The organism is Pacificoceanicola onchidii, assembly GCF_004804335.1.
Taxonomy (GTDB): Bacteria; Pseudomonadota; Alphaproteobacteria; order Rhodobacterales; family Rhodobacteraceae; genus Pacificoceanicola; species Pacificoceanicola onchidii.
Genome location: NZ_SRXY01000006.1, coordinates 291,250 through 315,052, shown reverse-complemented (window position 1 = coordinate 315,052; position 23,803 = coordinate 291,250). Strand labels below are relative to the sequence as shown.

The following is a 23,803-nucleotide window of genomic DNA, read 5'->3' as shown; positions in this document are numbered from 1 at the left end:
CGCTGCCCCTTCAGGTCCCGAAGGCGCGCAACGGTCCCATGACCGCCTCGGCCGCATCCAGAAGCACACCCGCAACCCAGTCGCATTCCTCTTCGGTCAGCCGCGCCGGAAGGCGCGTGTCGCAAGCGCGCATGAGCATGGCCCGCGTGCGCGGCAGCTCCGGCACCTCCGGCATGAACTGCCAGTTCCAGAACGCCCGCGCGTTGTCCGTGTTCATCCCGAACACCTGCACTTTCACGCCGTTTTCCCCGGCGATGCGGGCAAATGTGCGGGTTTCGTCGTCGCTCATGCCGCTCAGGTTGAACTGCAGCGAATCCGGCGCGCGGTCCTCTTGGTCGAGCTTTGGCGGCACACAAATCCAGGGGCTGCGGTCGAGCGCCTCTGCCACGCGATCATGGTTGCGCCGCCCGTCGCGCACCCGGCGCGGGATCTCGGCAATCTGCGGCCGGATCACCGCCGCAGACAGGTTACCAAGGCGCAGATTGTAGAGCGGCAGCTTGTTCTGCCAGCGCTGCAACGCCTCTTCCAAGGCCGCGGAGTTGTCGCCGGGCGAGAGGTGCTTTTGCCACATGTGCTCGTAGGCGCCCGACATGATCACCGCGCGGGCCACCAGTTCGGGATCATCGGTGATCAGAATGCCGCCTTCGCCTGCGTTCAGGAGCTTGTAACTCTGGAAGCTGAAACAGCCAATGCGCCCGATGGTGCCGATCTTGCGCCCGCCCCAAAGCGTGCCAAGCGAATGGGCGGCATCTTCGATAACCGGGATGTCACGCGCATCGCAGAGCGTCATGATGGCATCCATATCGGAGGTATGACCGCGCATATGGCTGACGATTACCGCCTGCGCTTTATCCAGTTTGGCTTCGAAATCATTGAGATCAATGCGGTAGTTCTCGCCCACTTCGCACAGAACCGGCACGCAGTCCGCGTGCACCACAGCCGAAGGCACAGCCGCAAAGGTGAAGCCGGGGATCAGGACCCGCGCATCGCGGGGAAGGTCCAGCGCCTTGAGCGACAAGAACAGCGCCGCCGAACAGCTGCTCACGGCCAGCGCGTATTTCACGCCCATCTCCGCCGCAAACTCCCGTTCCAACAGGGTCACCGGCGCGTCCTGCGGCGCGGTGTAACGAAACAGGTCGCCAGAGGCCAAAAGGCGGTCGATCTCGGCGCGGGCGCCTTCGGGGATGGCTTCGGCGTCATGCATGTTCGGCGTCATGGTTTTCAATTTCCCGAATTGATGTTTTCAGAAATGTAAAACAAGAGCGGCGGCAGGCAAAGCCCTTTTGAGCCACGTCGTCACGTCAACGCGCCGCGTGGCATCCGGGAAACGGTTTTACGGAAGTGTTACAGCCCAAGCCGGTCGCGCAGGGCAAACCAACTCATGGCCAGCGCCAGAAGCGGGCTGCGCAGGCCAGGGCCGCCGGGAAAGCGCGGACAGGGCAGGGCGGCAAACGCATCGAAACCCGCGCTTTGTCCTTTCACTGCTTCGGCCATCAAACGACCGGCCTGAACCGCGTTGCCGACACCATGGCCGGAATAGCCCGATGCGCTCAGCACATTCGGAGCAAGCCGCGCCAGATACGGCAATCGTTTCATGGTGATGGCAAGCGTACCACCCCAAGCATAATCGAGTTTGACGTCGCGCAATTGCGGGAAAATCCGGGCCAGCGGCTTGCGCACAACCGCGCGAATGTCACGCGGGAAGCGGTAGCCATAGCTCTCGCCGCCGCCAAACAGCAGCCGCCCGTCATGGCTGAGCCGGAAATAGTTCACAACAAACAGATCATCCGCCACCGCCACGTCCCGTGTCAGCACCTCCGCCGTGCGCGCCCCCAAAGGCTCCGTTGCCACAACAAAGTTGTTGATTGGCATGACCCGGTTCGCCACGCGCCCCTCAAGACCGCCCAGATAGCCGTTGCAGGCGAGAATCAGGTGATCGGCTTCGACGAAACCGCCGTTTGTCGCAATGCGAATGGTCTTGCCGTGCCGGATGTCGTGCACCTCGGAGCGCTCATGAATCCGCGCCCCGGCGACATCCGCCGCGCGGGCCAGACCCAGCGCCAGTGCTAGCGGATGCAGATGCGCCGCCCCCATATCCAGAATGCCGCCCTGATAGGTGGGTGAGGGGCAAAGCGCCTCAAACCCGGCGGCATCCAGAACCTCCATGTCATAGCCATAGTGGCGGGCCATGTGTTCGGCATAGCCATGCATCTCGCGCACGGACCCTTCCGACGTCCCGGACCAGGCAACGCCATCCTTCAAATGACAGTCAATCCCGTGCCGCGTCACAAGATCGCGCACAAGCGCCTTGGCGTCCTGTCCGAGATCCCAGAACTGACGCGCGCGCTCCTTGCCGATGAGCCCCTCAAGACTTTCCTGATCCAGCCGCTGACCGGATCCAAGTTGCCCGCCATTGCGCCCCGATGCGCCAAACCCAACCCTTTGGGCTTCAAGCAGCACCACATCAAGTCCCGCTTCAGCCAGATGCAGCGCCGCGGACAGGCCCGTATACCCGCCCCCCACAACGCACACATCAGCCCGCGTCTGTCCTTTGAGCGGCGCAAATCGCGCCAGCGCGGGGGCCGTCTGCGCATACCAGCTGTCGGGGTATTCCCCTTTCACATCATTGGCATAGAGCAGGTTCATCTCGGGCCTTCCCGTTTCTTTGTGCCGAAAAATATCCCGGGGGAGCGCCTTTGGCGCGGGGGCTGGCCCCCAACCAAAATTTTCCCCGAAAAATTTTGCCCCTCCCGGATCAGACGTTGAGCAAAAGATGTTCCCGTTCCCAAGGGCTGATGACCTGCAGGAACTCTTCATATTCCGAGCGTTTCACCCCGGTGTAGACTTTCACGAACTCCGGCCCCAGCACCGCGTGCAGGGCTTCCGCCCCGGCAAACAGCTCCAGCGCCTGCCCCAGAACGCGGGGAATATCGCCTTCGCCTTCGTAAGCATCGCCGCGCAGCTGTTTCGACGGACGCCGCTCTTCCATCAGACCCAGATACCCACAGGCCAGCGAGGCTGCGATGCCGAGGTACGGGTTGCAATCCATCCCGGCGATCCGGTTCTCGACCCGGCGCGCATTTGCGTCCGAGATCGGGATGCGAATGCCGGTTGTGCGGTTGTCGCGCGCCCATTCGAGATTGATCGGCGCCGCATGGTCTTTCACATAGCGCCGATAGGAATTCACGTAAGGGGCCATCACCGCGATGGCCGACGGCAGATGCGTCTGGAGCCCGCCGATAAAGTGATAAAACGCATCCGTCTCGCCCCCCTGCGGGCCGGAAAACAGGTTCTGCCCGGTTTCCGTGTCGAGGATCGAGTGGTGTATATGCATGGCGCTGCCGGGCTCATCTGCAATCGGTTTGGCCATGAAGGTGGCAAAGCAATCGTGACGCAGCGCTGCCTCGCGGATCAGCCGTTTGAAGTAGAATACCTCATCGGCCAGCTTCACCGGATCACCGTGCCGCAGGTTGATCTCAAGCTGCCCCGCGCCGCCTTCCTGTGTGATGCCGTCGATCTCGAACCCCTGCGCCTCGGCAAAATCATAGATGTCATCGATCACCGGGCCAAACTCGTCGACGGCCGTCATGGAATAGGCCTGCCGCGCGGCGGCGGGGCGGCCCGAGCGGCCCATCATCGGCTCGATGGAGCGGGCCGGATCGAGGTTGCGCGCGACAAGGAAAAATTCCATTTCCGGCGCAACAACCGGCGTCCAGCCCTGCTTTTCATAGAGCGAGACCACCCGTTTCAGCACATTGCGCGGGCTGAAAGGGATCGGGTTGTCGTTGCGGTCATAGGCGTCGTGGATCACCTGAAGTGTCCAGTCACCGGTCCAAGGCGCGGCTGTGGCCGTCTCCATGTCGGGCCGCAGGATCATGTCCCGTTCAAGAAACCCGATGTCCTCCGCCGCCTCGTCAGACCAATCGCCGGTGATGGTCTGAAAGTAAATGGAATCAGGCAGGTAGAAGTGGTCTTGCCGCGCAAATTTAGACGCTGGCACCGCCTTGCCACGGGCAATGCCGGGAAAGTCGGAAATGACACATTCCACCTCGTCGAGCCTGCGCCCATCGAGATAAGCCTGCGCCGCTTCAGGCAGCGTGTCGAGGCGTGCGTTGCTCATGAGAGCCCCCGTGTCTTGAAGAACCGCGCAAACTGCTGGCCGATGTCGCCGCGATCCAGCGGGCCGCCCAGCCGTGATGCGGCGCCTTCGAGGATCTCGTCCGGCACCACGCCTTTTCCGCGCGTTTCAATGAGTTTTCCGACAAAGCCGTCACCGAATTCCGGGTGGGGCTGCACGGAATAGGCCTTGCCCGGATAGAGCAGGGCGGCGTGTTCGCAGAAGTCCGAAGAGGCCACGGTCTGCGCCCCTTCGGGCACCTGGACTACCTGATCCTGATGCCAGGCCTGCACGGTCTTCGGCCCTTCGGGAAAGTTATAGGTGGTCGGCCCGACGGACCATCCGCCTTTGAACTTTTCCACCTTGCCACCAAGCGCCTGCGCGATGATCTGATGGCCGAAACAGACGCCGATCAGCGGGATGTCCGCGAGATAGATGTCGCGGATCAAATCCTCCAGCGGCGGGATCCAGTCATGAACCTCGTAGGCACCATGTTTGGAGCCGGTGATCAGCCAGCCATCCGCCGCCTCGGCGCTGCCTGGGAAGACGCCTTCCACCACGGACCAGCTTTCAAAGGTAAAGCCGTGCCCGGCCAGAAGGGTTTCGAACATACCCGGATAGCTGCCGAATTCTGCTTCAAGGTCTTCGGGGGGCAGTCCGGTCTGCAAGATGCCGATTTTCATGAATCACCGACGTGTTTGGGGTTGGGCCGCGCAGGTCATACCGTGTCGAGGTAGATTTCAACCTGCTCCGGCGTGGTCAGTTCCGACATATAGTGGAGTTCCTGCTTCTTCGTCAAAAGCAGGTTGCGGATGAGGCTGGCGGGGAAGATGCGCGGGATGATCTCGCTTGCTTCAAAGGCTTTGATCGCCGTGTCCCAATCGGTCGGGATTTGCGGCAGGTCCTGCGCATAGGAGTTGCCGGTGATCGGCTGAGGCGGCTCTGCCTGATCCTCCATCCCGTTCATCGCCGCGCCAAGGATGGCCGCAAGGGCGAGGTAGGGGTTCACGTCACCTCCGGCCACGCGATGCTCGATCCGGCGTGCCGCCGGTGCACCGGATGGAATGCGGATTGCTGCAGTTCGGTTCTCATAAGCCCAGCAAATGCCCGTGGGCGCGTGGCTGTCGGGCACCATGCGATCATAGCTGTTCTGATGCGGCGCAAAGATCAGCGCGCTGTCGTAAAGCGCATTCACGCAGCCCGCCACCGCATGGCGCAGCGCATCGGTGCCTTTCTCGCCGCCATCATCAAAGATGTTCTTGCCCTTGGCATCCAGCACCGAGAAATGCGCATGCATGCCGGAGCCCGCGTAATCATCATAGGGTTTGGCCATGAAGGACGCGGCAAACCCGTGGCGCCGGGCCAGCCCCTTGACAAGCATCTTGAACAGCCAGGCATCATCGGCCGCGGCAAGCGCATCCGATTGGTGCATGAGGTTGATCTCGAACTGTCCCAGCCCCGCCTCGGAAATGGCGGTATCGGCCGGGATGTCCATGGCCTCGCAGGCCTCGTAGAGATCGGTGAAGAAGTTGTCGAATGCGTCCAAAGCCCGGATCGACAGGATCTCCGCCGCCTTGCGCCGCTTGCCAGTGCGCGGGGAGGGCGGGACCTGCAGCTTGCGTGTGCTGTCGTCGATCAGGAAAAACTCCAGCTCGACGGCCACAACCGGCGTCAGCCCTTTGTCCTTGTACCGCTCCACCACGCGGGCGAGCGCATGGCGCGGATCGCCATCGAACGGGCGGCCATCCTCATGGAACATCCAGATCGGCAAAAGCGCAGAAGGCGAATCGAGCCAGGGCATCGGAACAAACCCCCGCTCCGTTGGCCAGAGCACCCCATCGCGGTCGCCGGTCTCGAACACCAGCGGGCTGTCGTCGATGTCCTCGCCCCAGATGTCCAGGTTCAGCGCGGACATGGGAAAGCGCGTACCGCCCTCCACCGCCTTATCAGCAAAGCGCGCCGGAATGCGCTTGCCGCGAGGCACACCGTTGAGATCACAGGCGGCAACACGGATGGTGCGCACCGCAGGGTTCTTGCGCAGCCAGTCGGAAGGGCGGGTCATGGGGGCCTTCTTTCGGGGTTAACGTGATAATTTGATCAAATTTGTAGCGAGCGGATTTGCATCTGGCAAGCAGAGCGTTGCGCAGGCGCCTTGCAATGAATGCGCCTGCCTTCTTTGTGCTCAAAATATCCCGGGGTCCGGGGCTGGCCCCGAACAGAGTTTTGCGTAGGCAAAACTCAATGCCTACCGCATCAGATTTGGCTTCAGCTTCACCTTCTGCCGCGCGTCCTGCGGCAGATGCCGGTTCAGCCGTTTGTTTACCCAGCCAAAGCCGCCGATCAGGATCAGGGTCAGCAGGATGAAAAATCCGGCGAGGATCGGGTAAGGCACAAAGGGATTAAACGTCTTGTCCGCGAAATAATTCGCGTAATACAGTGCGTCCCCCCGCTGCTGGAACGCCGGAAACCCGGAGAAATAAACAAGCGTGGTGGCGTGAAACAGAAAGATCGCCTCATTGGTATAGGCAGGCCAGGCGAGGCGCAGCATGGTCGGCCATGTGATCCGCCGGAACTTCTTCCAGCCGGAAAACCCATAGGCATCCGCAGCCTCCAGATCCCCGCGCGGGATCGACAGAAGTGCACCATGGAAAATCTCTGCCGAATAGGCGGCGGTGTTCAGGAACAGAACGATCAGCGCCCCGAGCCAGGCCGAGGTAAACACATCAAAGAATGGCGAGACGCTCTTGAGGCTGAGAAAGAGGAAATAGGCAAAGAAAAACTGGATAAACAGCGGGCTGCCCCGAAACAGGAAGATGAACCACTCTGCGGGCTTGCGCAGGAACGGGTTGCCAGAGGCTTTGCCCAGTGCCGCGCTCGTTGCCAGGAAAAACCCCGACATCAGCGCCAGAACCCCGAAATACACGTTCCAGATCATGCCCGAGCCGATCAGCGTCACCTGCTGGCACAGCGTATAATCCGCGCGCGGCAACAGCCGCTCACCAATCCCGATGGACCGCAGACCGTAATCCGCAATTGTCTCCCAACAGCTCACGACATGCCCCCGGTCTTCTTTGGGCCAAAAATACCGCGGGGAGTCGCCAAAGGCGACGGGGCTGGCCCCGGACAAAATTTTGTCCCGGCAAAATTTTCCTTGCGCAAGAGGTTCGTCATGCCGCCTTCCTTTGCGCTTCACCGCCTGCCGTGGCCTGCCCATGGGTCAGGCGTTTCATGATCCGGTCGAGCACCACTTCGGAGACCTTGGTGAACAAAAGGTAAAACACCAGCAGCGCAAAGAAGTACCACATGCGCCAGTCCCCGTGTGGGTAGTCGGTGAAACGGGCAGTTTTGGAACCGCCAAGCTCCCGCGCCCAGTAGACGATGTCCTCGACCCCGAGCAGGAACAGAAGCGGTGTTGCCTTGATCAGCACCATCCAGAGGTTCGAAAGGCCAGGCAGCGCATAGACCCACATCTGCGGCACCATGATGCGCCAAAAGGATTGGCGCGGCGTCATGCCATAGGCCTCAGCGGTCTCCATCTGCGCGCGCGGCACGGCTTTCATTGCGCCGAAGAGCACGTTGGCGGCGAAGGCCCCGAAGACGATGGCAAAGGTCAGTACCGCGAGGAAAAACCCATAGGTTTCATGCACCCATTGCGCGGCGTTTCCGAGCGGCAGTTTGGCCTCGGCGCAGACCACAAAGTCGTTGCCCTGCCGGATCGGTTCGTCCCAGTCCGGGCATTTCACCGAATGGCGGATCCATTCAAAGAACTGGTCGAGCGCGATCACGAAGAACAGGAAAAACGCGATATCCGGCACGCCGCGCACGATGGCGATATAGCCCTTGCCGAGCCAGCGCAGCGGCGCAAACGGTGCACGCGCCGCCGTGGCGCCGCCAAATCCGAAGAGCAGCGCGGTGGGTGCGGTGATGGCCAGAAGCAGCAGCACGGTGCCCACGGACCAATAGATCGACATGTGTTTGCCGGTCGTGAGGTAACACGACAGCCATGTCAGACCTTCAAGACTGGCAGGATCGGTGCAGTAGGAAAACACGGGGGCGCGGCTTGGCTCTTGGTTTCAGTGATCACGCGACTGTGCGCGATAACCCGACAGGGGCGCAAGGGCCTTGCCGCGATTTCCTCAGCTCTTTCTGCGCCGGGCCAGCCGAGCGCCACCCAGTGCCGCCAGAAGGAGCAGGCCAGAGGCAGGGAGGGGAACCGGGGCAAGCTGCGTAGCCCCCGAAAGCGTGCCATCGGTGAACAGCACTTCCGCGAGGCCAGTGTAGGCCTGTGAGCCCGTCAGCGCGCCTTCCTTACCATCCACGTCGAACCGCACGGCAAAAACACCGGTGAGCACAGCATCGAGGCTGAAAGCCTGGCTGAGACCTACCGGGCCGGATGACGGCTGCGGCAGCAGGTTGACGCCCGAGAAGCTGGCAAGCGTGCCGCCCACGCCATCGAGGAAGGTCAGTGAGAACAGCGTGGGTTCATAGTCCGGATTGGAGGCGATGTCGTTGGACAGGTGATTCCAGATATAGAGCCCGCCAATGCTGGCCCCACCGGAAAAGCTCCACTCGATCCATTGGTCCAGAGGGTTGGTGCTTGCAGCAGTGGTCCAGTGGTTGTTGGCGGCATAGGTGGCGTGGATGTCGCCCGGACCAAATCCGATGGGCAGTCCGCTGCCGTCAATCGTGTTGCCGGCATCATAACTGGCGTTGAACGCAGAGCTTGCGGTCGCGCCATCTGGCGAGAAAATAGCGGCCTCAGTGGCGACTGGAAAGGTGAGGATGGCGGCAAGCGCCGGAAGAATACGCGGCATGGTCCTGAACTCTGGTGTGTTTGAATATATGCATGGCATGATGCCAAAGCGGATGCCTCTACGTCAAGGTTGAGCGGGTTTATCCCGCTTGCCGGGCGGCGTGATGCTTGTCAGGGTGTCAAAAAAAACGAGTGGAGGCGCGCGTGGGCGAGGCCAGACAGAAGATCATTGTTGTGGGTGCGGGCATCATCGGGGCCGTTTGCGCCTGGCAGTTACAGCGCTCAGGGGCGGATGTTGTGATTGTCGGCGGCGGCGCCGGGCGGGCGACGGATGCCTCCTTTGGCTGGATCAACGGCTCGTATTATCTCGATTCTCATCACATGAAAGCCCGCACCGAAAGCATGGCCGCCTATACCCGTCTAGCGCAAGCGCTGGATGTGCCTGTGGCACAGGTGGGCGCGTTGGTCTGGGATCAGGAGCCGGAGGCGCTGCGAGCCATGGCGGAGGCCATGCGGGCCACCGGCTATCCGGTTGAAGAGATCGGTCCGCAAGGGTTTGCCGCGATGGAGCCGAACGTCATGGCTGCGCCGGAGCTTGCGTTGATGTTCCCGAGCGAGGCTGCGGCGGAGAGCGGCTCTTTGGCGGATCGGCTTTTGGCACAGGCCGTGGCGCTTGGCGCGCGCTGGATCGGCGGCGTTACGGTTGAGGGGCTATCCCGGCGCGGCGACGTCGTTTCTGGTGTTCGGACAGCCGTTGGAGAGATCGAAGCGGATCAGGTTCTGATCGCGGCAGGCACGGGATCGGCGCGGATTCTGGCGGATGTCGGGTTTGACCTGCCGATGCTCTCGCGCCCGGCCTATATCCTGCGTACCCGGCCTGTGCCGCCGCTGACCCGGCACATTCTGGCTGCGCCGATTGGCGAGATCCGGCAGTTGCCGGACGGGCGGCTGTTGATGCCAACCACTCCGGGTCATCAGGGAGACAAATCGGACCGCGTCCCGCAAACGCCCGAAGAAGCGGGCGCGCGGGCGATGGAAGGGTTGAAGGGTTTGTTCCCGGAGGCAGGGCTGGCGCTGGGCGAGGTGTCGCTGGCTTATCGGCCATTGCCCGGCGATGAATTTCCAGCCGTGGGGCCGGTGATGGCAGGTTTGTATCTGGCAGTCATGCACTCGGGCATGACGCTGGCGGCCTTGATGGGAGAGCTGGTGCCTCAGGAGATGCTGGCCGGAGAGAGTGACGTGAGTGCCGGATGGCTTGCGCCTTACAGGCCGGAGCGGTTTTGGGCCAATGGGGCATGAGGTCCCGGATCAAGTCCGGGACGGCGGCGCGCCAGCGTTGCCGCGTCACAAAAAAGAGCGCCCCGAAAGGCGCTCTTTGGTGTTTCCCAAAGGGATCAGCGATCAAAACAGCTCGCCAACTTCCCACTTGGTGATCATCTCGTTGAGAGAGCCATCGTCTTTCATGGACTGGATGGCCGCGTCGAACTTGTCGCGCAGTTCGCCGTCGGATTTGCGGATGCCCATGCCGACGCCGCCGCCGATCAGGACGCTTTCGCCCACGATGGCAAGCTCGGCGCTCTCTTCTGCGAAGGGCGCGAGGAAGGCGCTGTCGGCCAGAACCGCATCCGCTTCCCCGTTGCGCACGGCGGCGATGGTCTCGTCCGGTGTGGCGAACTCAAGCAGGGTTGCGCCGTTTTCGGCCACATAAGACGCCTGAATGGTGCCGGTCTGCGCCGCGATCACCGCAGAGCCCATGTCGATCATGGTGCCGTCCATGGCGAGGAAGGCCGACGGATCAGGCTGGGTGTAGTTCTGGGTGAAGTCGATCTGCTCTTTGCGTTCGTCGGTGATCGACATGCCCGCGATGATGGTGTCGTAGTTGCCGGATACGAGGTTCGGGATGATCGAATCCCACTCGTTGGTAACCCACTCGCAGGTCAGCTCGGCGCGCGCGCAAAGCTCATCGCCCAGTTCGCGCTCAAAGCCGTCTACTTCGCCGTTGTCGTTGATGAAGTTGTACGGAGGATAGGCGCCCTCGGTGCCCATGCGGACAACGGAATGGCCATCGGCCAGCGCGGCGCCCGCGCCAAAGGCCACAAGAGCGGTGCTCAGAAGGATGGATTTCATGGATTTATGTCTCCCTGTTGGACGGATCCGCGCGTTTCCTGGCGGACTTGATGGCCAACCGTTATGCGAAACCTTGCGGATTACAAGAGGGGCGTTGGGTCACAAAGGGCGAAATGACCAAATATGATCAAATATGGGAGGTGACCGAGAGGAAGCCTTTGAGCCGCTCCGATTGCGGATTGCCAAAGAGCTGATCCGGCGCGCCTTCCTCTTCGATAAGACCCTGATGCAGGAAGATCACGTGATCGCTGACATCGGCGGCCAGCTTCATGTCATGGGTCACGATCAACATGGTGCGGCCCTCTTCGGCGAGGGACTGGATAACCTTGACCACTTCCTGTTCAAGTTCCGGGTCAAGCGCGCTGGTCGGCTCGTCAAAGAGCAGCGCCTCGGGCTCCATGCACAGCCCGCGCGCGATGGCGGCCCGCTGTTGCTGGCCGCCGGACAGCTGCGCGGGGTAGACGTCGCATTTGTCGCCAATGCCAACCTTGTCGAGATACCTGCGCGCGGCGGCTTCAACCTCGTCGCGGTCCCGCCCCAATACGGTCACCGGCGCTTCCATGACATTTTGCAGGATCGTCATATGCGCCCACAGATTGAACTGCTGAAAGACCATGGATAGATTCGTGCGGATGCGCAGCACCTGCTTGGCGTCGGCCGGGCGGCGCGCATGGCCGCTGCCCGCCCATTTCACCGGCTCGCCCTTGAACAGGATTTCGCCCTGCTGGCTGTCTTCGAGCAGGTTGCAGCAGCGCAGCAGCGTCGATTTGCCGGACCCCGAAGAGCCGATCAGTGAGACCACATCGCCTTTCTTGGCCGAGACACTCACGCCTTTGAGAACTTCGAGGCTGCCATAGGCTTTGTGCAGGTTGTTGATCTCGATGACGGGGGTGTCGGTCACGGGGCGGCCTTTCGCGGATTCTTGATCGACGCAGGATGGCGCAAAGAGACGCGGGTTTGCAATCCGCAAATGCCGGTCCGCTGCCGCGGCCTCAGGCCTGTGCCATCAATTGCGGCGGGATCGGCAGCGACAGGCTGCTCTCGACCGGCAAACTCACAAGACCTTTGAGATTGAGCATCATGCGGTGCGCTTCGGACAGGTCTGCAATGGCACCTGTCAGCGCCTGCCGGATCACCGACACGTCCTGGGACGGGCCGCAGATAAACGGTGTCGCCGGAGTTTGGCGGGTGCGGGTTACTTCCCGCAGGGCCGCGCTGTCCGGATCGTAACGCCGGATCATGCGCCAGCTTTGCGCATCAATGAGCGCCAGATCTGCCTCACCGTCCCACAGCATGCGGGCCGACTGCATATGCCCGCCGCTTTCGGCCACGATATTGGGCTCCACACCAAGCGTCTGGGCATGCTCCAACAAGGCAACGTTGCCGGATTGGCTGTGGGTCTGGTTGATCACCACACGTTTGCGCAGCAGCGCCGACAGATCGTGCGGCAGGGCGTGGGGTGTGACAAAAACAGAGTTGTAATAGCCGCGTTGGCAATAGGGCAGATCGTAGTCCGGATGGCCGACGATCTGAACCGTGCCATGCAGGCGCATGCGATAGGGCAGGTTGCAGGTCTGCGCCAGAACCAGATCGGGATCGGTCCAGATCTCCCAAAGCCCCTTGTCGCGATCCAGTCGCTCCGGCCCGAACCCAAGCCGCGCCCGCACCGACGCCCAAAGCGCATCATTGGCGGCCTGCACCTCCGCGCGGTCGTACATCGGCAGGGCAGCGATCATCGCTTTTCGACCCTTTGCCGGGCCAGCGCACTGTCGCGGTCATTTACGCCAAGCAGGTTTGCAGCCAGCCGCAAGAGCGCGTCCTCTTCCGCCTCACGCTGACCATCGGCAAGCACAACGTCCCAAAGCGCCTCGATCACGCCGATGCGGTCCTCGTAGGCAACCGCATCCTTGATGGCGCGGGTAAAGCGGACGGTGTCCGGGGCCTCGGCCTCCAGCACCTCGGCCTCTTTGCGCAGGGCCGTGGCCTCGAACGGCGACAACCCGTATCGGGCGCAGACGATGCGGTCGATCCGGTCTTTTTCGCTGTCATCAAACACCCCGTCCGAACGCGCCACGCGCACAAGCAGGGCGGTCAGGGCAAGACGGGCGTCGCCGTCATCCAGCGGGGCGGGTTCCGGGGCGGTGAGCCGACGAAGAAAGTCTCCAAACATATCGGTTAGATAAGCGGGGTTGCCGCTCAGACCAAGAGTGTTTTTCGGCGTCGGCGGAAATCAGGGAATGCTGGCCTCGGCGCGCGCGGCCATGCTGTCGCCGCGATCAATGCCCAGCGTCTCTTCGATCAACTCAACAAGAGCCTGTTCGCGGGAATCGTTCACGCCGTCGGCCATGACCACGGACCACAATGCCGCCACCTTGCTCAGCCGGTGATCGTAATCCACCGCATCGCGAATGCGGATCGCCATGTCGCGGTCGTCTTCGATGTGGAAGGCCAGCTTTTCGCAATCGGCCCGCATCCGCGCCGCTTCGAGCGGTTTGAGATCGTAGGCCTTGGCGAGGATCTGATCAATTTCTTCCACCTCTTCAAACAGATAAGCCCCATCCGCCATGGCCACCCGCACCAGAAGCGTGCCAAGCGCCAATCGCGCATCGGGCTCGGGCAGCGGTTGTTTTTCCGGGGTGGGGGAGGTGAAGAAGGCCTTGAGACGTTCGAGCATGATCTGTCCTTACAGGGACTTGAAACGTTTGGTCAGGGCCTTTGCCTCATCCGCAAGACCCCAGGGCGTGTTCAGGATCGCCATGCCGGAGCCGATCATGCGATGGCCTTTCCGCGCCGGAGGGAAAGGCACCTCATGGATCAGCGCCTCGGGATGACCCTGCTTTATGGCCCGGATCATGGGCATATGCTGCGGGTCGGTCAAGATCGGATACCAGATCATGACAATCCCCACGTTCCATTTCTTCGTCAGGCTCGCCACGAATTTTGGCATTCGGGCGTAATCGTCTTTGATCTCCCAACTGGGATCAATCAGGATCAGCCCCCGGCGTGGGGTTGGTGGGCAGAGGCTTTGCGCGAGCGCGAAGCCGTCTTGGCTGTAGACCTTGGCGTGGCTTGCACTCATGGCGTAGGACAGCGCGGCGTGTTCCTGCGGGTGCAGCTCGGCAAGGTGAATCTGGTCGGTTTGGCGCAGCAGCGTCTGGGCAATCACCGGCGAGCCGGGATAGGCATCGGGGCCGTGTTTGTCCCGGATGGTTTGCAGGGCTTGGCGGTACGGATGGTCTTGGTCAAACCATTGCTCTGCCAGTGAAATCCCCTGCGCCGCCTCCCCGGTTTTCTGCGCCTCCGCGCCCGATAAATCATAAAGCCCGCGCCCGGAATGCGTCTCTATGTAAGAGAGCGGCTTGTCCTTTTTCGTCAGATAAGACAGCGCCCGCGCGAGCAGGGCGTGCTTGTGAACATCGGCCAGATTCCCGGCGTGATAGGCGTGTTGATAGGACAGCATAAGGGGGTGCTTACGGGGGCGGCGCGGTTGGCGCAAGGGAGAGGTCCCGGGTCAAGCCCGGGACGCGATGCTCTTGCGGTTTGCTTGATGAGCTAAGGACTCTTCCAAGAGCACCTGATCGGGCTGGCTGTGGCTGTCCATGGCGTGCGAGTTGGGCCAGAGTGTGTCCGGGAAGTCGATGATTGCGGAAGCTAAACCGCTGGAAATCCTAGCATTCGTTGTCCATAGGTAGAGTCACTGTCCCAGTTTTCCCGTTAGGGAAATTCGTTAGTACAGCGCGAATAATAGCTCCTGCGACAGGGGTAAAAGAGTTGCAAGACCCTCTACTTACGGCAGTTGCTTCAAAAACAAGTTCTTTATTAACTGTGTCAAACATATCAATCGCAACTGATCTCGTGTAAACCGTACTTGTCACAGTGCCAGTGGAATAACCAGTCACCCCGTATGTGGGCGTCAAAGTTGTCGTTGCGTTATATGAGTTTCCATAAATTGTGCCAGTGGTAGTGGCTCCGCTGTATCCAGTGACTCCCCATTGCGGGATGGAATACGTACTTTGAACCTGCTCACCTTTGTCCACGGCAAATCCGAAAAAGGCAATCAATCTAGCTTTGGACCTGTCTTGGACGACTTCAAATCCTTTTTCTGCAAGAACTGTAGCTAGTATTCCAGCATTAGTTCGCCATTGAGGGCCAACCTGTGACTCTGAATATGGTGTCAAATAAATCGTCCGAGAATCCAGATCTTTCGGAATTGAAGAATAAGCGTCGACGTGAGTTTTCACCGGCAAACATGCTGAGAAAATCCCAAACGCACACAGGATAAAAGCGAGTCTAAAATAAAAAGATGCCACAGCTGAAAATCCGAGCAGAAATCGACTTTATCATAGTGGCATTGATCGTTGTGTCGATGCAACTCCGTTTTTACACCAGCCGACTAACCTCTTTCGCCGCCCGAACAAAATCCCTGAAAAGCGGGTGCGGGTCAAAGGGTTTTGATTTCAATTCCGGATGGAATTGCACGCCAATAAACCACGGGTGATCCGGCCATTCGACGATTTCCGGCAATTTGCCGTCCGGGGACATGCCCGAAAAACGCAGGCCGGCCTCTTCGAGCTTTTCTTTATAGGTCACGTCCACCTCGTAGCGGTGGCGGTGGCGCTCATCAATCGCGCAGGTGCCGTAGACTTCGGCGACCTTGGAGCCTTCTTTCAGAACCGCGTCATAGGCCCCGAGGCGCATGGTGCCGCCTTTGGCGTCCGTCACCTTGCGCGAGACTTTCTCGTTGCCCTGCACCCATTCCTTCAGGTGGTAAACCACTGGCTCAAAACGCTTTTCCCCGGCTTCATGGTCAAACTCTTCCGAACCTGCGCGGGCGACACCGGCCACGTTCCGCGCAGCTTCGATCACCGCCATCTGCATACCAAGGCAGATCCCGAGGTAAGGGATTTTGTGCTCACGGGCGAACTGCGCGGCCTTGATCTTGCCTTCGGTCCCGCGCTCTCCAAATCCGCCGGGAACGAGGATCGCGTCGAATTTTTCCAGCAACGGCGCCGGGTCTTCGCGATCGAAAATCTCCGCGTCCACCCATTCCACGTTGACCTTCACGCGGTTGGCCATGCCGCCGTGGGTGAGCGCCTCCGCGATGGATTTATACGCGTCCTCAAGCTGCACGTATTTGCCGACAATGGCCACGGTGACCGCGCCTTCGGCATTGTGCACGCGGTCGCTCACGTCTTCCCATTTGGTCAGGTTCGGCTTGGGCGCCGGGGTGATGCCAAAGGCGTCGAGCACCGCCTGATCGAGCCCCTCGCGGTGATAGGCCAGCGGCGCGTCATAAATGGACGGCAGGTCCTGCGCAGCGATCACGCTGTCGGGGCGGACGTTGCAGAAGAGGGCGAGCTTCTCGCGTTCTTTCGCGGGGATCGGACCTTCGGAGCGGCAAACGAGGATATCGGGGGCGAGGCCGATCGAGCGGAGCTCCTTGACGGAGTGCTGTGTCGGCTTGGTCTTCAACTCGCCAGAGGCCTTGATGTAGGGCAGCAGCGTCAGGTGCATGAAGATGCACTGGCCGCGCGGCTTGTCCTGGCTGAACTGGCGGATGGCTTCAAAGAACGGCAGGCCTTCGATATCGCCCACGGTGCCGCCAATCTCGCAGAGCATGAAATCCACCTCATCTTCGCCGATCTTGATGAAGTCTTTGATTTCGTTGGTAACGTGCGGAATGACCTGAATGGTCTTGCCGAGGTAGTCGCCGCGGCGCTCCTTTTCCAGAACGTTGGTATAGATGCGGCCCGAAGAGATGGAATCGGTCTGACGGGCGGGGACCCCGGTGAACCGTTCGTAGTGGCCAAGGTCGAGGTCCGTTTCAGCGCCATCATCGGTGACAAACACCTCACCATGTTCAAACGGCGACATGGTGCCGGGATCGACGTTCAGGTACGGATCGAGCTTGCGCAGACGAACTGAAAACCCACGTGCCTGCAACAGCGCGCCAAGGGCGGCGGAGGCCAGACCCTTGCCAAGCGAAGAAACCACACCGCCGGTGATAAAGATGAAACGTGCCATGCTCGGAGCCCCGTGAGTAAGTCGTCTGTCTGCGTCCGAAAACGCCAAATTCTGATCGACTGCTGGCCTGTTGGCACGCAGTATCACGGGATTTGACTGTTACAGGATTCGGACGGATTTGTCCAGCGGACCGCAAGATGCTGTTGCGGTCCGGGTTAAGTCTTCAAGGTTTAGTAAAGGCCCGGATTTGGACCAGTCGCGATCAGTCGGCGCGCGGCACCAGCGGCGCATCCGTGTCAGCGCTGCCATCCGCAGAAGGCGGCGGCAACAGGCCATCGGTCTCCAGCGGAGCTGGCGCGTCGCTGCCTTCCTCGGCAGCAGGCGCGTTGCCGATCCGGTCGAGGATCGAGGTGCCCGCAGCATTCTGCGCAGAGAAAATCGTCAGCGTCAGGGACGTGATGATAAAGGCAATCGCAAGGATCCAGGTCACCTTGCCCATCGCCGTTGCGGCCGAGCGCTGGCTCATGGCCCCGCCACCGCCGCCACCCATGCCAAGGCCACCGCCTTCGGAGCGCTGAAGCAGCACCACGCCAATAAGGCCGAGTGCGAGAAGCAGATGGACGATCAGAATGACGTTTTCCATAGGGGCGGGCGCCTTTGTTCGATGATGGCGGGTATGTAGGGTAAGCTGCGCGGCGGCGCAACCCGCCAATCAGCCGTCCCAAAACCTGTCAGGCCGTTTCTTTGTGCTTCAAGTATCCCGGGGAGTCGCCAAAGGCGACGGGGCTGGCCCCGGCAAAATTTTGTTCCGGCAAAATTTTTCTCCGCTGCAGGTCACTCTTCGACGTCGTCCATGTCAACCTGGCCGGAAAGCTTGCGGCGGATGATCGACCAGGACAGACCGATTCCCAACACAAGGGACAGGGCGAGTATGCCAACCCATGTGGTCAGTTTGGGGTTGGACAGGTCAAACAGGCCAAAATCCCAAAGCACCCACAAGAGCGCCCCGACCAGCGCCAGGACAAGCGCCATGCCAAACGTACCAATCGAGCGCAGGGTGGCGCGCAGGTAGATGATATAGCCGACAAGCAGAACCAGCCCCAACAGCACGGTCAGAGGCAGTTGCTCCTGCCAGTTCTCCAAAGCCCAGCGGGCGAAGTTATACGGGGTCGGGTTATAGGTGGCGGCCAGAAGGATCAGCGCAAAAAGCCAACGAAAAAGAAAACTCATAGGGTCTCCGGAGTAGATACAAGATCCGCGCTGAGGGGCGCGATAACGGGGGGCAGGGCGCGCCGCATGAAGGCGCGCGCCAGCGTTTGACCGTCGCGGGAGACGGTTTCGTCACGGACGTGCTCGAACCCCAATGCTGCAAACGGCCCCTGCGCCGCAAGGCTGGCGTGAGTCGTGAGTTCCGGGATTCTTTGAGCGATTGCATCCGTAACGATCTTGTCGATCAGGGCGCGAAAATACCCCCGGCCACGGGCCTGTGCCGCAAGAAAGACCATGTCCACGTAACCGTCCGCCCGAAGTGTGGCAAAGCCGCGCGGCCCGTCCAGATCCAAAAGCGCCACCCGCTGCGCCGCGAGTCGCGCGGCCCAGTCCGCCCCGGAGCGCGGTTCGGACAGCCAGGCCTGGCGCTGCGCGGGGGAATACGGGCTGGGCGACGCGTGAATGGCGTCAAACATCAGTTGACCCAGGTCGTCAAAATCCGCCGATGTGGCCCATCTCAACATGCCGACCTGCGCTGCCTCTCTGCCGTGACATTTTTTCGGTTTCGCCCCGTTCGTACCAGCTATATAGGGAGCCGGGTTTGAGGTCATCACCTGAAAGGCTTGAAAAATGGCAAATGTGGTTGTCGTGGGCGCCCAGTGGGGCGACGAGGGCAAAGGCAAGATCGTAGACTGGCTGTCGAGCCGGGCCGATGTGATCTGCCGGTTTCAGGGAGGCCACAACGCAGGCCATACGCTGGTTGTGGATGGCAAGGTCTACAAATTGCACGCTTTGCCGTCCGGCGTGGTGCGCAAGGGCAAGCTTTCGGTGATCGGCAACGGCGTTGTTCTGGACCCCTGGCACCTCGTGAATGAGATTGAAACAGTGCGTGCACAAGGCGTCGACATCAGCCCCGAGACGCTGATGATTGCCGAAAACACGCCGCTCATTTTGCCGATTCACGGCGAGCTGGACCGGGCGCGGGAAGAGGCGGCCTCCAAGGGCACCAAGATTGGCACCACCGGTCGCGGCATCGGCCCGGCCTATGAGGACAAGGTTGGTCGCCGCTCGGTAAGGGTCGCGGATCTGGCTGATATGGCCACGTTGGAAGCGCGGGTGGACCGAGCGTTGCAGCACCACGATCCGCTCCGCAAGGGCCTTGGGATCGAGCCGGTCGACCGCGATGCTCTGATGGCGCAACTCAAGGAAATCGCACCTAAAATCCTCGAATATTCCGGTCCGGTCTGGAAGATTCTCAACGAAAAGCGCCGCGCGGGTGATCGTATTCTGTTCGAAGGCGCGCAGGGCGCATTGCTGGACATCGACTTCGGCACCTATCCTTTTGTCACCTCGTCCAACGTGATCGCGGGACAGGCTGCGACGGGGACGGGCATCGGGCCGGGCGCGATTGATTTCGTGTTGGGCATCGTGAAGGCCTACACCACACGCGTTGGCGAAGGGCCGTTCCCGACAGAACTGGAAGACGCGGACGGACAGCGACTCGGCGAGCGCGGCCATGAGTTCGGTACAACCACCGGGCGCAAGCGCCGCTGCGGCTGGTTCGACGCCGTGCTGGTGCGCCAGACATGCGCGACCTCCGGCGTCAATGGCATCTCGCTCACCAAACTCGACGTGCTCGACGGCTTCGAGACGCTGAAGATCTGCGTTGGATACGAGCTTGACGGCGAACGGCTCGACTATCTGCCATTTGCTTCCGAGCAGCAGGCGCGTTGCGTTCCGATCTACGAGGAAATGGACGGCTGGAGCGAGTCGACCGAAGGCGCGCGCTCTTGGGCAGAACTGCCGGCAGCGGCGATCAAATACGTGCGCCGCGTCGAAGAGTTGATCGGCTGCCCGGTTGCGCTACTTTCCACCTCGCCGGAGCGGGACGATACAATTCTCGTGACCGATCCGTTCGAAGACTGACAGCCCGTAGGCCGGGGCTCTGCCCCGGCTGCGCCAAGGAGGCCCCATGGCCCTGAGTTACAAAGCCCGCAAGCGCTGGTCGCTGGTGATCCTGCTCATCGGCCTGCCGGTCTATATCGTTCTGGCCGTGACCCTCGCAGACTGGCTGCGCGGTGTCATGGACGGGCCGCCGATGCTGCTCGAACTGGTGGTCTTTATCGTGTTGGGCTTCTTGTGGATGCTGCCGTTTCGCTCGGTGTTCCTCGGGGTCGGCCAGCCGGATCCGAACGAGGACGAAGACGCCTGATCCCGGGCGTCAGCGCACCCTGCGCCGCAAGCCAAATCCGAACGCCAGTGCGGCCAGCATCGACCAGAGCGAGGCGGGCAGCGGGACCTCGGCCGAGGTCGCCAGTGTGCCATAGGTGAAGTTGTCCGTCAGGGCGAACTCCGTCTGGGACATGCTGTAGGCGATTTCCGTGAAAGTTGTGTCGGAGATCAGGCCAAAGAAAGCCGAAGACCCGGAAGACAAGGCCGCGCTCTGGTTTCCATCAAGTGTTAGCGTCAGAGAGCCGGGCGCGTTGTTGCCGAAGTCGAGGCCAAACCCGTTGATTGCGGTGTTGAAGGTAAGCGTCTGCGGCGCGTAATTCCACAAATAGGCCGGGTGATTGAACCCGATCCCGCCGTTGTTGCCACAACTGCTGAGCTCGACGCATTTGAACACGTCCCCGGTGAGCGTAAAGTCATCGCGCACAAGGGTCGAGACCGAGCCAACCGTGAGGTCATCAAGCGTGTCGATGAAAACCTCGGACAAAGCCGCCTCGAACGCAGCGCGATCGGTGAACAGCGTGGTGGCGGCTTGCGCGGTGCCCGCGGCGAGGCAAAGGGCGGAGGCTGTGAGCAAAGCAAAGCGCATGGTCTGAATCCCTCAAATCGAACAGGTACACCATTACAGGTTGTTCAATTCAGAGCAAGAGATCAGCGTAGGGTGGTGTCTGCCGCCGTGTAGCAGGCGAGCGATTGCTTGTGGTGCAGCAAAACGAAAGGGCGGCTTTGAAAAGCCGCCCTTTCTTGTTTTCTAGCGTCTGTGTTGGCGCAGGTTTACCCTGCGGCCCGCTCCGGCTTGAAGCTGATGCGTTCGGACGCGGTGAAGCGTCCACCGGAGGTTTTTTCGATTTTACCCTCCCGCAGGAGTTGGCCAAAGCTGCGCAAACGGTCTTCGCGGCTGCTCTCCCGGTCTTCGGCCTGCCGGACAGTAGACATAAGCTGCGGGCGCGAGAACTGTTCGCGGCCTTCGACGAAGGACATGTAGGCTGCCGCCGCTTCCAGAAGATCCGAGAGCTCCGTGGCCCCCATCTCTTCGGCATAAGCGGCAAAGTCGCTTTCGTTCACCGGTGCTTCGGGCGTGGCGGCTGCCGGTGCGCGCGGTGTTGTCGTCATCGGACGGTCACGGCCTATGCGACGCGGACGAACCGGCTCAGAGGCCACCTCTTCGATTCGCTGCTCCGCCACCAGTTTCAGCGGGGCAGGGCGCTCGGCTTCCTGTGCGGCCTCGGTCCTTGGGCGCTCGCTGCGGGTTTGCGGGGCCTGCGACGTTTGCGGACGGCGCGGGCGCACAGCGTTTGCGAGGTCTTCGCGGTAGGCTTCGGCCTCGTCGGCCTCGGCTTCCGGGCTCTTGCGGCTCAGCAGTTTGTCGGCGCGGGTCGCTGCGACAGCGGCACGCAGATGTGCAATGGCGCTGCGGCGGCGGTTGCCTTCCGGCTCTTCCAGCTCTTCGTTGGTCTGGTCGAGGATGCGCGACGTGTCGTTGTCTTCGACAGAGCGTTCCGTCAGCATGGCGCGGCCCGGGCTCGACATCTTCACCGCCTTGCGCACGTCTTCGACGGCGGAGCGGATGTTGGTGTCGATCTGGTCGTCATCTTCAGACATTGGGGCCGGGGTGACGGGATTGTCCAGGCGCAGCGGCGCGGCGCTCGCGGCGGCCGGGTGTGCATCCCAGTCATCCTCGTCTTCGTCGTCCCAATCGTCCTCGTCATCCCAGCCATCGGCGCTCGGCGGCGGCGGCGTTTGGGCGGCGTGCGCGACGGCGGGCTGCTGCTCTTCGGCGGCGTCTTCCTCGAAGTCCCAATCCTCTTCCGCGGTTTCCGACGCTTCCGTGGCATAGGCGTTGTCTTCGTCGACGTCATCCCAATCGTCTTCGTCGAAGTCTCCGGCAAGCTCTGCCTTGACCGCGGCGAGTTCGCGAGCGAGTTCGTCCTCTTCCTCGGCGCTCAGCGTGCTGTAATCGCCAAGCGGCGCAGGCGGGGGGGTGTCTTCGGCGCTGTCTTCGATCTCTTCGAGACGGCCGGTTGCAACGGCCTTGTCGAACTCGGCGCGCTTGACCTTGACCACGCGGGCGCGGAGCGGCGCGGGGCGGGTCTGAAGGTCCTCGGCTTCGGGCTCGGCTTCCGCCTCCACCTCAGGCTCAGGGGCGGGCGGCGGCGGAGGCGTGTCCTGAGCCAGGGCCTCCTCTTCATCCTCGTCCCAATCCCAGTCATCGGCCTCGGCGTTGTCTTCGCCCGCGTCTTCGTCCCAGGCGTCAAAGGCGGCATCGGCGGCTTCTGGGCCACCAACCGTTTCGACCAGTGCGGCGAGCGGATCGACTTCTTCTTCGGAATCGTCCTCACCGATCAGGGCGCTCAGATCGAAGGCATCGTCCGCTTCGTCCTCATCCGCGTCCAGAGCAGCGAGATCAAAGGCGTCTTCCGCGTCGTCTGTTGCAGCCTCAGAGATCGCAGCAAGGTCAACGGCGTCGTCTGCGTCCTTGTGAGCAACAGGTTTGTCCGTCTCCTGAGCGGAGAGGAAACCGTCTTCTTCTGCTTCGTCGTCGAAGGAGTCCTCGTCCTCCAGATCGTCCTGCGGCGCTTCCGCAACAACGGCTCGAATACGGTCCAGCTTGTCGGCAATGGAGCCGGGATCGGAGAAACGGCGGGCCGGGGCCGCGGGGGCTTCGTCCTCAACGAGGCCATCGAAGGCGGCGTCCATGTCCGGCGCCGGTTGTGTCTGTGCCGTATCATCGGCGAGAGCCGCGACGCTGTCCGCTGCCAAGCCTGCGATTACGGAAGGGTCAAAATCGAGCGCCACGTCGTCGTCAGTGTCGACGGATTCGCTGGCGACGGCATCGACCGCGCTTTCTTCCTCGGCCTCGACGAGCATCTCATCCGGTTCGGCGAGATCGTCCGCCATGGTTGCGACGGCTTCTTCAACATGTGCCTCAGCCTCGGCCTCCGCTTCGGCAGCTGCGGCTTCAGCCTCCGCCTCTGCGGCGACGGCCTCAATCGTGTCGTCGTCGGGCAGCGCCGGAGCGGCGGGTTCGGCCCGCGCGGCCCCTGCGCTGAGCGCGGCAGCCAGAGCTCCGGACGACGTGGCCCCTGCGGCTAGGGCCGGACGCAAGGTCAGCTTGCCGTCCTGCTCTTCCGCAGAAATCTGCGCCCGCATCAGTTCACTGGCGATTTCGGGGTCGAATTGCGGGGGCTCTGCCCCGAAGAATCGGTCTTCGCCAACCACCCCCCGGAAGAAATGGGTTGTTTCCTTGACCACGGCCAGCGGATCGTCAAAACCTTCTGCCGTACAGGAGAAGGTGCCGTATGAGACCGTCAGAATCTTGCTCGAACTCACCATTGCTCTGCTCACTTTCATTCGTTCTGCAACAGAGTGTTTACCACGCTGTAGTGGACGAAAGCTGATCGAAT

24 protein-coding genes are annotated in these 23,803 nt (G+C 61.5%); 3 read left to right on the top strand and 21 right to left on the bottom strand.

Features of this window, described 5'->3' with window-relative positions; translation table 11 throughout:
• Nucleotides 1-10: 10 nt before the first annotated feature.
• The 8 genes from E4662_RS17110 to E4662_RS17075 all read right to left on the bottom strand — a co-directional run bounded on the left by E4662_RS17110 (nt 11) and on the right by E4662_RS17075 (nt 8,931).
• The gene (locus tag E4662_RS17110) at nt 11-1,216 is read right to left on the bottom strand and encodes a DegT/DnrJ/EryC1/StrS family aminotransferase (protein ID WP_240705230.1); all 1,206 of its coding nucleotides are present in this window, start codon (nt 1,214-1,216) and stop codon (nt 11-13) included.
• 128 nt (nt 1,217-1,344) lie between these two features.
• Nucleotides 1,345-2,646 (bottom strand): NAD(P)/FAD-dependent oxidoreductase, encoded by a 1,302-nt coding sequence (locus E4662_RS17105; RefSeq protein WP_136442815.1) that lies wholly within the window; start codon nt 2,644-2,646, stop codon nt 1,345-1,347.
• 109 nt (nt 2,647-2,755) lie between these two features.
• The gene (locus E4662_RS17100) at nt 2,756-4,120 is read right to left on the bottom strand and encodes a glutamine synthetase family protein (protein ID WP_136442814.1); all 1,365 of its coding nucleotides are present in this window, start codon (nt 4,118-4,120) and stop codon (nt 2,756-2,758) included.
• The gene (locus E4662_RS17095) at nt 4,117-4,800 is read right to left on the bottom strand and encodes a type 1 glutamine amidotransferase (RefSeq protein ID WP_136442813.1); all 684 of its coding nucleotides are present in this window, start codon (nt 4,798-4,800) and stop codon (nt 4,117-4,119) included. The genes E4662_RS17100 and E4662_RS17095 overlap by 4 nt, the downstream gene beginning before the upstream one ends.
• Before the next feature lie 35 nt (nt 4,801-4,835).
• Entirely contained in the window at nt 4,836-6,179 is a 1,344-nt protein-coding gene (locus E4662_RS17090) for a glutamine synthetase family protein (RefSeq protein WP_136442812.1), read from the bottom strand.
• 183 nt (nt 6,180-6,362) lie between these two features.
• Nucleotides 6,363-7,169: an ABC transporter permease gene (locus E4662_RS17085; protein ID WP_136442811.1), complete on the bottom strand. Its 807-nt coding sequence runs from the start codon at nt 7,167-7,169 to the stop codon at nt 6,363-6,365.
• Nucleotides 7,170-7,284: 115 nt separating this feature from the next.
• A complete protein-coding gene (locus E4662_RS17080) occupies nt 7,285-8,166 on the bottom strand; it encodes an ABC transporter permease (RefSeq protein WP_136442810.1) in 882 nt (293 codons plus the stop codon).
• 87 nt (nt 8,167-8,253) lie between these two features.
• Entirely contained in the window at nt 8,254-8,931 is a 678-nt protein-coding gene (locus tag E4662_RS17075) for a VPLPA-CTERM sorting domain-containing protein (RefSeq protein WP_240705229.1), read from the bottom strand.
• Between the two features lie 143 nt (nt 8,932-9,074).
• On the opposite strand from E4662_RS17075, the gene E4662_RS17070 reads away from it, so the two are divergent.
• Nucleotides 9,075-10,169: an NAD(P)/FAD-dependent oxidoreductase gene (locus E4662_RS17070; protein WP_168798011.1), complete on the top strand. Its 1,095-nt coding sequence runs from the start codon at nt 9,075-9,077 to the stop codon at nt 10,167-10,169.
• Nucleotides 10,170-10,271: 102 nt separating this feature from the next.
• Here E4662_RS17070 and E4662_RS17065 read toward each other — a convergent pair whose 3' ends face one another.
• From E4662_RS17065 to E4662_RS17015, 11 genes are all read right to left on the bottom strand, one after another.
• Nucleotides 10,272-10,997, bottom strand: a complete 726-nt coding sequence (locus E4662_RS17065) for a transporter substrate-binding domain-containing protein (RefSeq protein ID WP_136442808.1) — start codon at nt 10,995-10,997, stop codon at nt 10,272-10,274.
• Between the two features lie 127 nt (nt 10,998-11,124).
• Nucleotides 11,125-11,898 carry an ABC transporter ATP-binding protein gene (locus tag E4662_RS17060; RefSeq protein WP_136442807.1) on the bottom strand — a complete coding sequence of 258 codons (774 nt, stop codon included), beginning with the start codon at nt 11,896-11,898 and terminating at the stop codon, nt 11,125-11,127.
• Between the two features lie 91 nt (nt 11,899-11,989).
• Nucleotides 11,990-12,733, bottom strand: coding sequence for a phosphate/phosphite/phosphonate ABC transporter substrate-binding protein (locus E4662_RS17055; RefSeq protein ID WP_136442806.1), 744 nt, complete (start codon nt 12,731-12,733; stop codon nt 11,990-11,992).
• Complete coding sequence (locus tag E4662_RS17050; RefSeq protein ID WP_136442805.1) at nt 12,730-13,167, bottom strand: tellurite resistance TerB family protein; 438 nt, start codon at nt 13,165-13,167, stop codon at nt 12,730-12,732. Before E4662_RS17050 ends, E4662_RS17055 begins: the two co-directional genes overlap by 4 nt.
• A 60-nt stretch (nt 13,168-13,227) precedes the next feature.
• The gene (locus E4662_RS17045; protein WP_136442804.1) at nt 13,228-13,671 is read right to left on the bottom strand and encodes a tellurite resistance TerB family protein; all 444 of its coding nucleotides are present in this window, start codon (nt 13,669-13,671) and stop codon (nt 13,228-13,230) included.
• 9 nt (nt 13,672-13,680) lie between these two features.
• Nucleotides 13,681-14,457 (bottom strand): 23S rRNA (adenine(2030)-N(6))-methyltransferase RlmJ, encoded by a 777-nt coding sequence (locus E4662_RS17040; protein WP_136442803.1) that lies wholly within the window; start codon nt 14,455-14,457, stop codon nt 13,681-13,683.
• A gap of 208 nt (nt 14,458-14,665) precedes the next feature.
• Nucleotides 14,666-15,238, bottom strand: a complete 573-nt coding sequence (locus E4662_RS24535) for a DUF4136 domain-containing protein (RefSeq protein ID WP_420819272.1) — start codon at nt 15,236-15,238, stop codon at nt 14,666-14,668.
• A gap of 139 nt (nt 15,239-15,377) precedes the next feature.
• Nucleotides 15,378-17,021 carry a CTP synthase gene (locus E4662_RS17030; RefSeq protein ID WP_136442802.1) on the bottom strand — a complete coding sequence of 548 codons (1,644 nt, stop codon included), beginning with the start codon at nt 17,019-17,021 and terminating at the stop codon, nt 15,378-15,380.
• A gap of 202 nt (nt 17,022-17,223) precedes the next feature.
• Nucleotides 17,224-17,604, bottom strand: coding sequence for a preprotein translocase subunit SecG (secG, locus tag E4662_RS17025; RefSeq protein WP_136442801.1), 381 nt, complete (start codon nt 17,602-17,604; stop codon nt 17,224-17,226).
• A 191-nt stretch (nt 17,605-17,795) separates the two neighbouring features.
• Nucleotides 17,796-18,191: a DUF6524 family protein gene (locus E4662_RS17020; protein WP_136442800.1), complete on the bottom strand. Its 396-nt coding sequence runs from the start codon at nt 18,189-18,191 to the stop codon at nt 17,796-17,798.
• On the bottom strand, nt 18,188-18,694 hold the full coding sequence (locus E4662_RS17015) for a GNAT family N-acetyltransferase (protein ID WP_168798009.1): 507 nt from the start codon (nt 18,692-18,694) through the stop codon (nt 18,188-18,190). The genes E4662_RS17020 and E4662_RS17015 overlap by 4 nt, the downstream gene beginning before the upstream one ends.
• A 106-nt stretch (nt 18,695-18,800) precedes the next feature.
• Between E4662_RS17015 and E4662_RS17010 the strand changes: the two genes are divergently transcribed.
• Both E4662_RS17010 and E4662_RS17005 read left to right on the top strand, forming a co-directional pair.
• Complete coding sequence (locus tag E4662_RS17010) at nt 18,801-20,096, top strand: adenylosuccinate synthase (RefSeq protein WP_136442798.1); 1,296 nt, start codon at nt 18,801-18,803, stop codon at nt 20,094-20,096.
• Between the two features lie 46 nt (nt 20,097-20,142).
• Nucleotides 20,143-20,382 (top strand): DUF2842 domain-containing protein, encoded by a 240-nt coding sequence (locus tag E4662_RS17005; RefSeq protein WP_136442797.1) that lies wholly within the window; start codon nt 20,143-20,145, stop codon nt 20,380-20,382.
• 9 nt (nt 20,383-20,391) lie between these two features.
• Here E4662_RS17005 and E4662_RS17000 read toward each other — a convergent pair whose 3' ends face one another.
• Nucleotides 20,392-20,988, bottom strand: coding sequence for a VPLPA-CTERM sorting domain-containing protein (locus tag E4662_RS17000; RefSeq protein WP_136442796.1), 597 nt, complete (start codon nt 20,986-20,988; stop codon nt 20,392-20,394).
• 185 nt (nt 20,989-21,173) lie between these two features.
• Nucleotides 21,174-23,732: a hypothetical protein gene (locus tag E4662_RS16995; RefSeq protein ID WP_136442849.1), complete on the bottom strand. Its 2,559-nt coding sequence runs from the start codon at nt 23,730-23,732 to the stop codon at nt 21,174-21,176.
• Between the last annotated feature and the right edge of the window lie 71 nt (nt 23,733-23,803).

Bases quoted from the DNA above. Each gene is read 5' to 3' on its own strand.
- E4662_RS17110 (WP_240705230.1), bottom strand. From the start codon at position 1,216: ATGACGCCGAACATGCATGACGCCGAAGCCATCCCCGAAGGCGCCCGC.
- E4662_RS17105 (WP_136442815.1), bottom strand. From the start codon at position 2,646: ATGAACCTGCTCTATGCCAATGATGTGAAAGGGGAATACCCCGACAGC.
- E4662_RS17100 (WP_136442814.1), bottom strand. From the start codon at position 4,120: ATGAGCAACGCACGCCTCGACACGCTGCCTGAAGCGGCGCAGGCTTAT.
- E4662_RS17095 (WP_136442813.1), bottom strand. From the start codon at position 4,800: ATGAAAATCGGCATCTTGCAGACCGGACTGCCCCCCGAAGACCTTGAA.
- E4662_RS17090 (WP_136442812.1), bottom strand. From the start codon at position 6,179: ATGACCCGCCCTTCCGACTGGCTGCGCAAGAACCCTGCGGTGCGCACC.
- E4662_RS17075 (WP_240705229.1), bottom strand. From the start codon at position 8,931: ATGCCGCGTATTCTTCCGGCGCTTGCCGCCATCCTCACCTTTCCAGTC.
- E4662_RS17065 (WP_136442808.1), bottom strand. From the start codon at position 10,997: ATGAAATCCATCCTTCTGAGCACCGCTCTTGTGGCCTTTGGCGCGGGC.
- E4662_RS17055 (WP_136442806.1), bottom strand. From the start codon at position 12,733: ATGATCGCTGCCCTGCCGATGTACGACCGCGCGGAGGTGCAGGCCGCC.
- E4662_RS17050 (WP_136442805.1), bottom strand. From the start codon at position 13,167: ATGTTTGGAGACTTTCTTCGTCGGCTCACCGCCCCGGAACCCGCCCCG.
- E4662_RS17045 (WP_136442804.1), bottom strand. From the start codon at position 13,671: ATGCTCGAACGTCTCAAGGCCTTCTTCACCTCCCCCACCCCGGAAAAA.
- E4662_RS17040 (WP_136442803.1), bottom strand. From the start codon at position 14,457: ATGCTGTCCTATCAACACGCCTATCACGCCGGGAATCTGGCCGATGTT.
- E4662_RS17030 (WP_136442802.1), bottom strand. From the start codon at position 17,021: ATGGCACGTTTCATCTTTATCACCGGCGGTGTGGTTTCTTCGCTTGGC.
- secG (WP_136442801.1), bottom strand. From the start codon at position 17,604: ATGGAAAACGTCATTCTGATCGTCCATCTGCTTCTCGCACTCGGCCTT.
- E4662_RS17020 (WP_136442800.1), bottom strand. From the start codon at position 18,191: ATGAGTTTTCTTTTTCGTTGGCTTTTTGCGCTGATCCTTCTGGCCGCC.
- E4662_RS17015 (WP_168798009.1), bottom strand. From the start codon at position 18,694: ATGTTGAGATGGGCCACATCGGCGGATTTTGACGACCTGGGTCAACTG.
- E4662_RS17010 (WP_136442798.1), top strand. From the start codon at position 18,801: ATGGCAAATGTGGTTGTCGTGGGCGCCCAGTGGGGCGACGAGGGCAAA.
- E4662_RS17005 (WP_136442797.1), top strand. From the start codon at position 20,143: ATGGCCCTGAGTTACAAAGCCCGCAAGCGCTGGTCGCTGGTGATCCTG.
- E4662_RS17000 (WP_136442796.1), bottom strand. From the start codon at position 20,988: ATGCGCTTTGCTTTGCTCACAGCCTCCGCCCTTTGCCTCGCCGCGGGC.
- E4662_RS16995 (WP_136442849.1), bottom strand. From the start codon at position 23,732: ATGGTGAGTTCGAGCAAGATTCTGACGGTCTCATACGGCACCTTCTCC.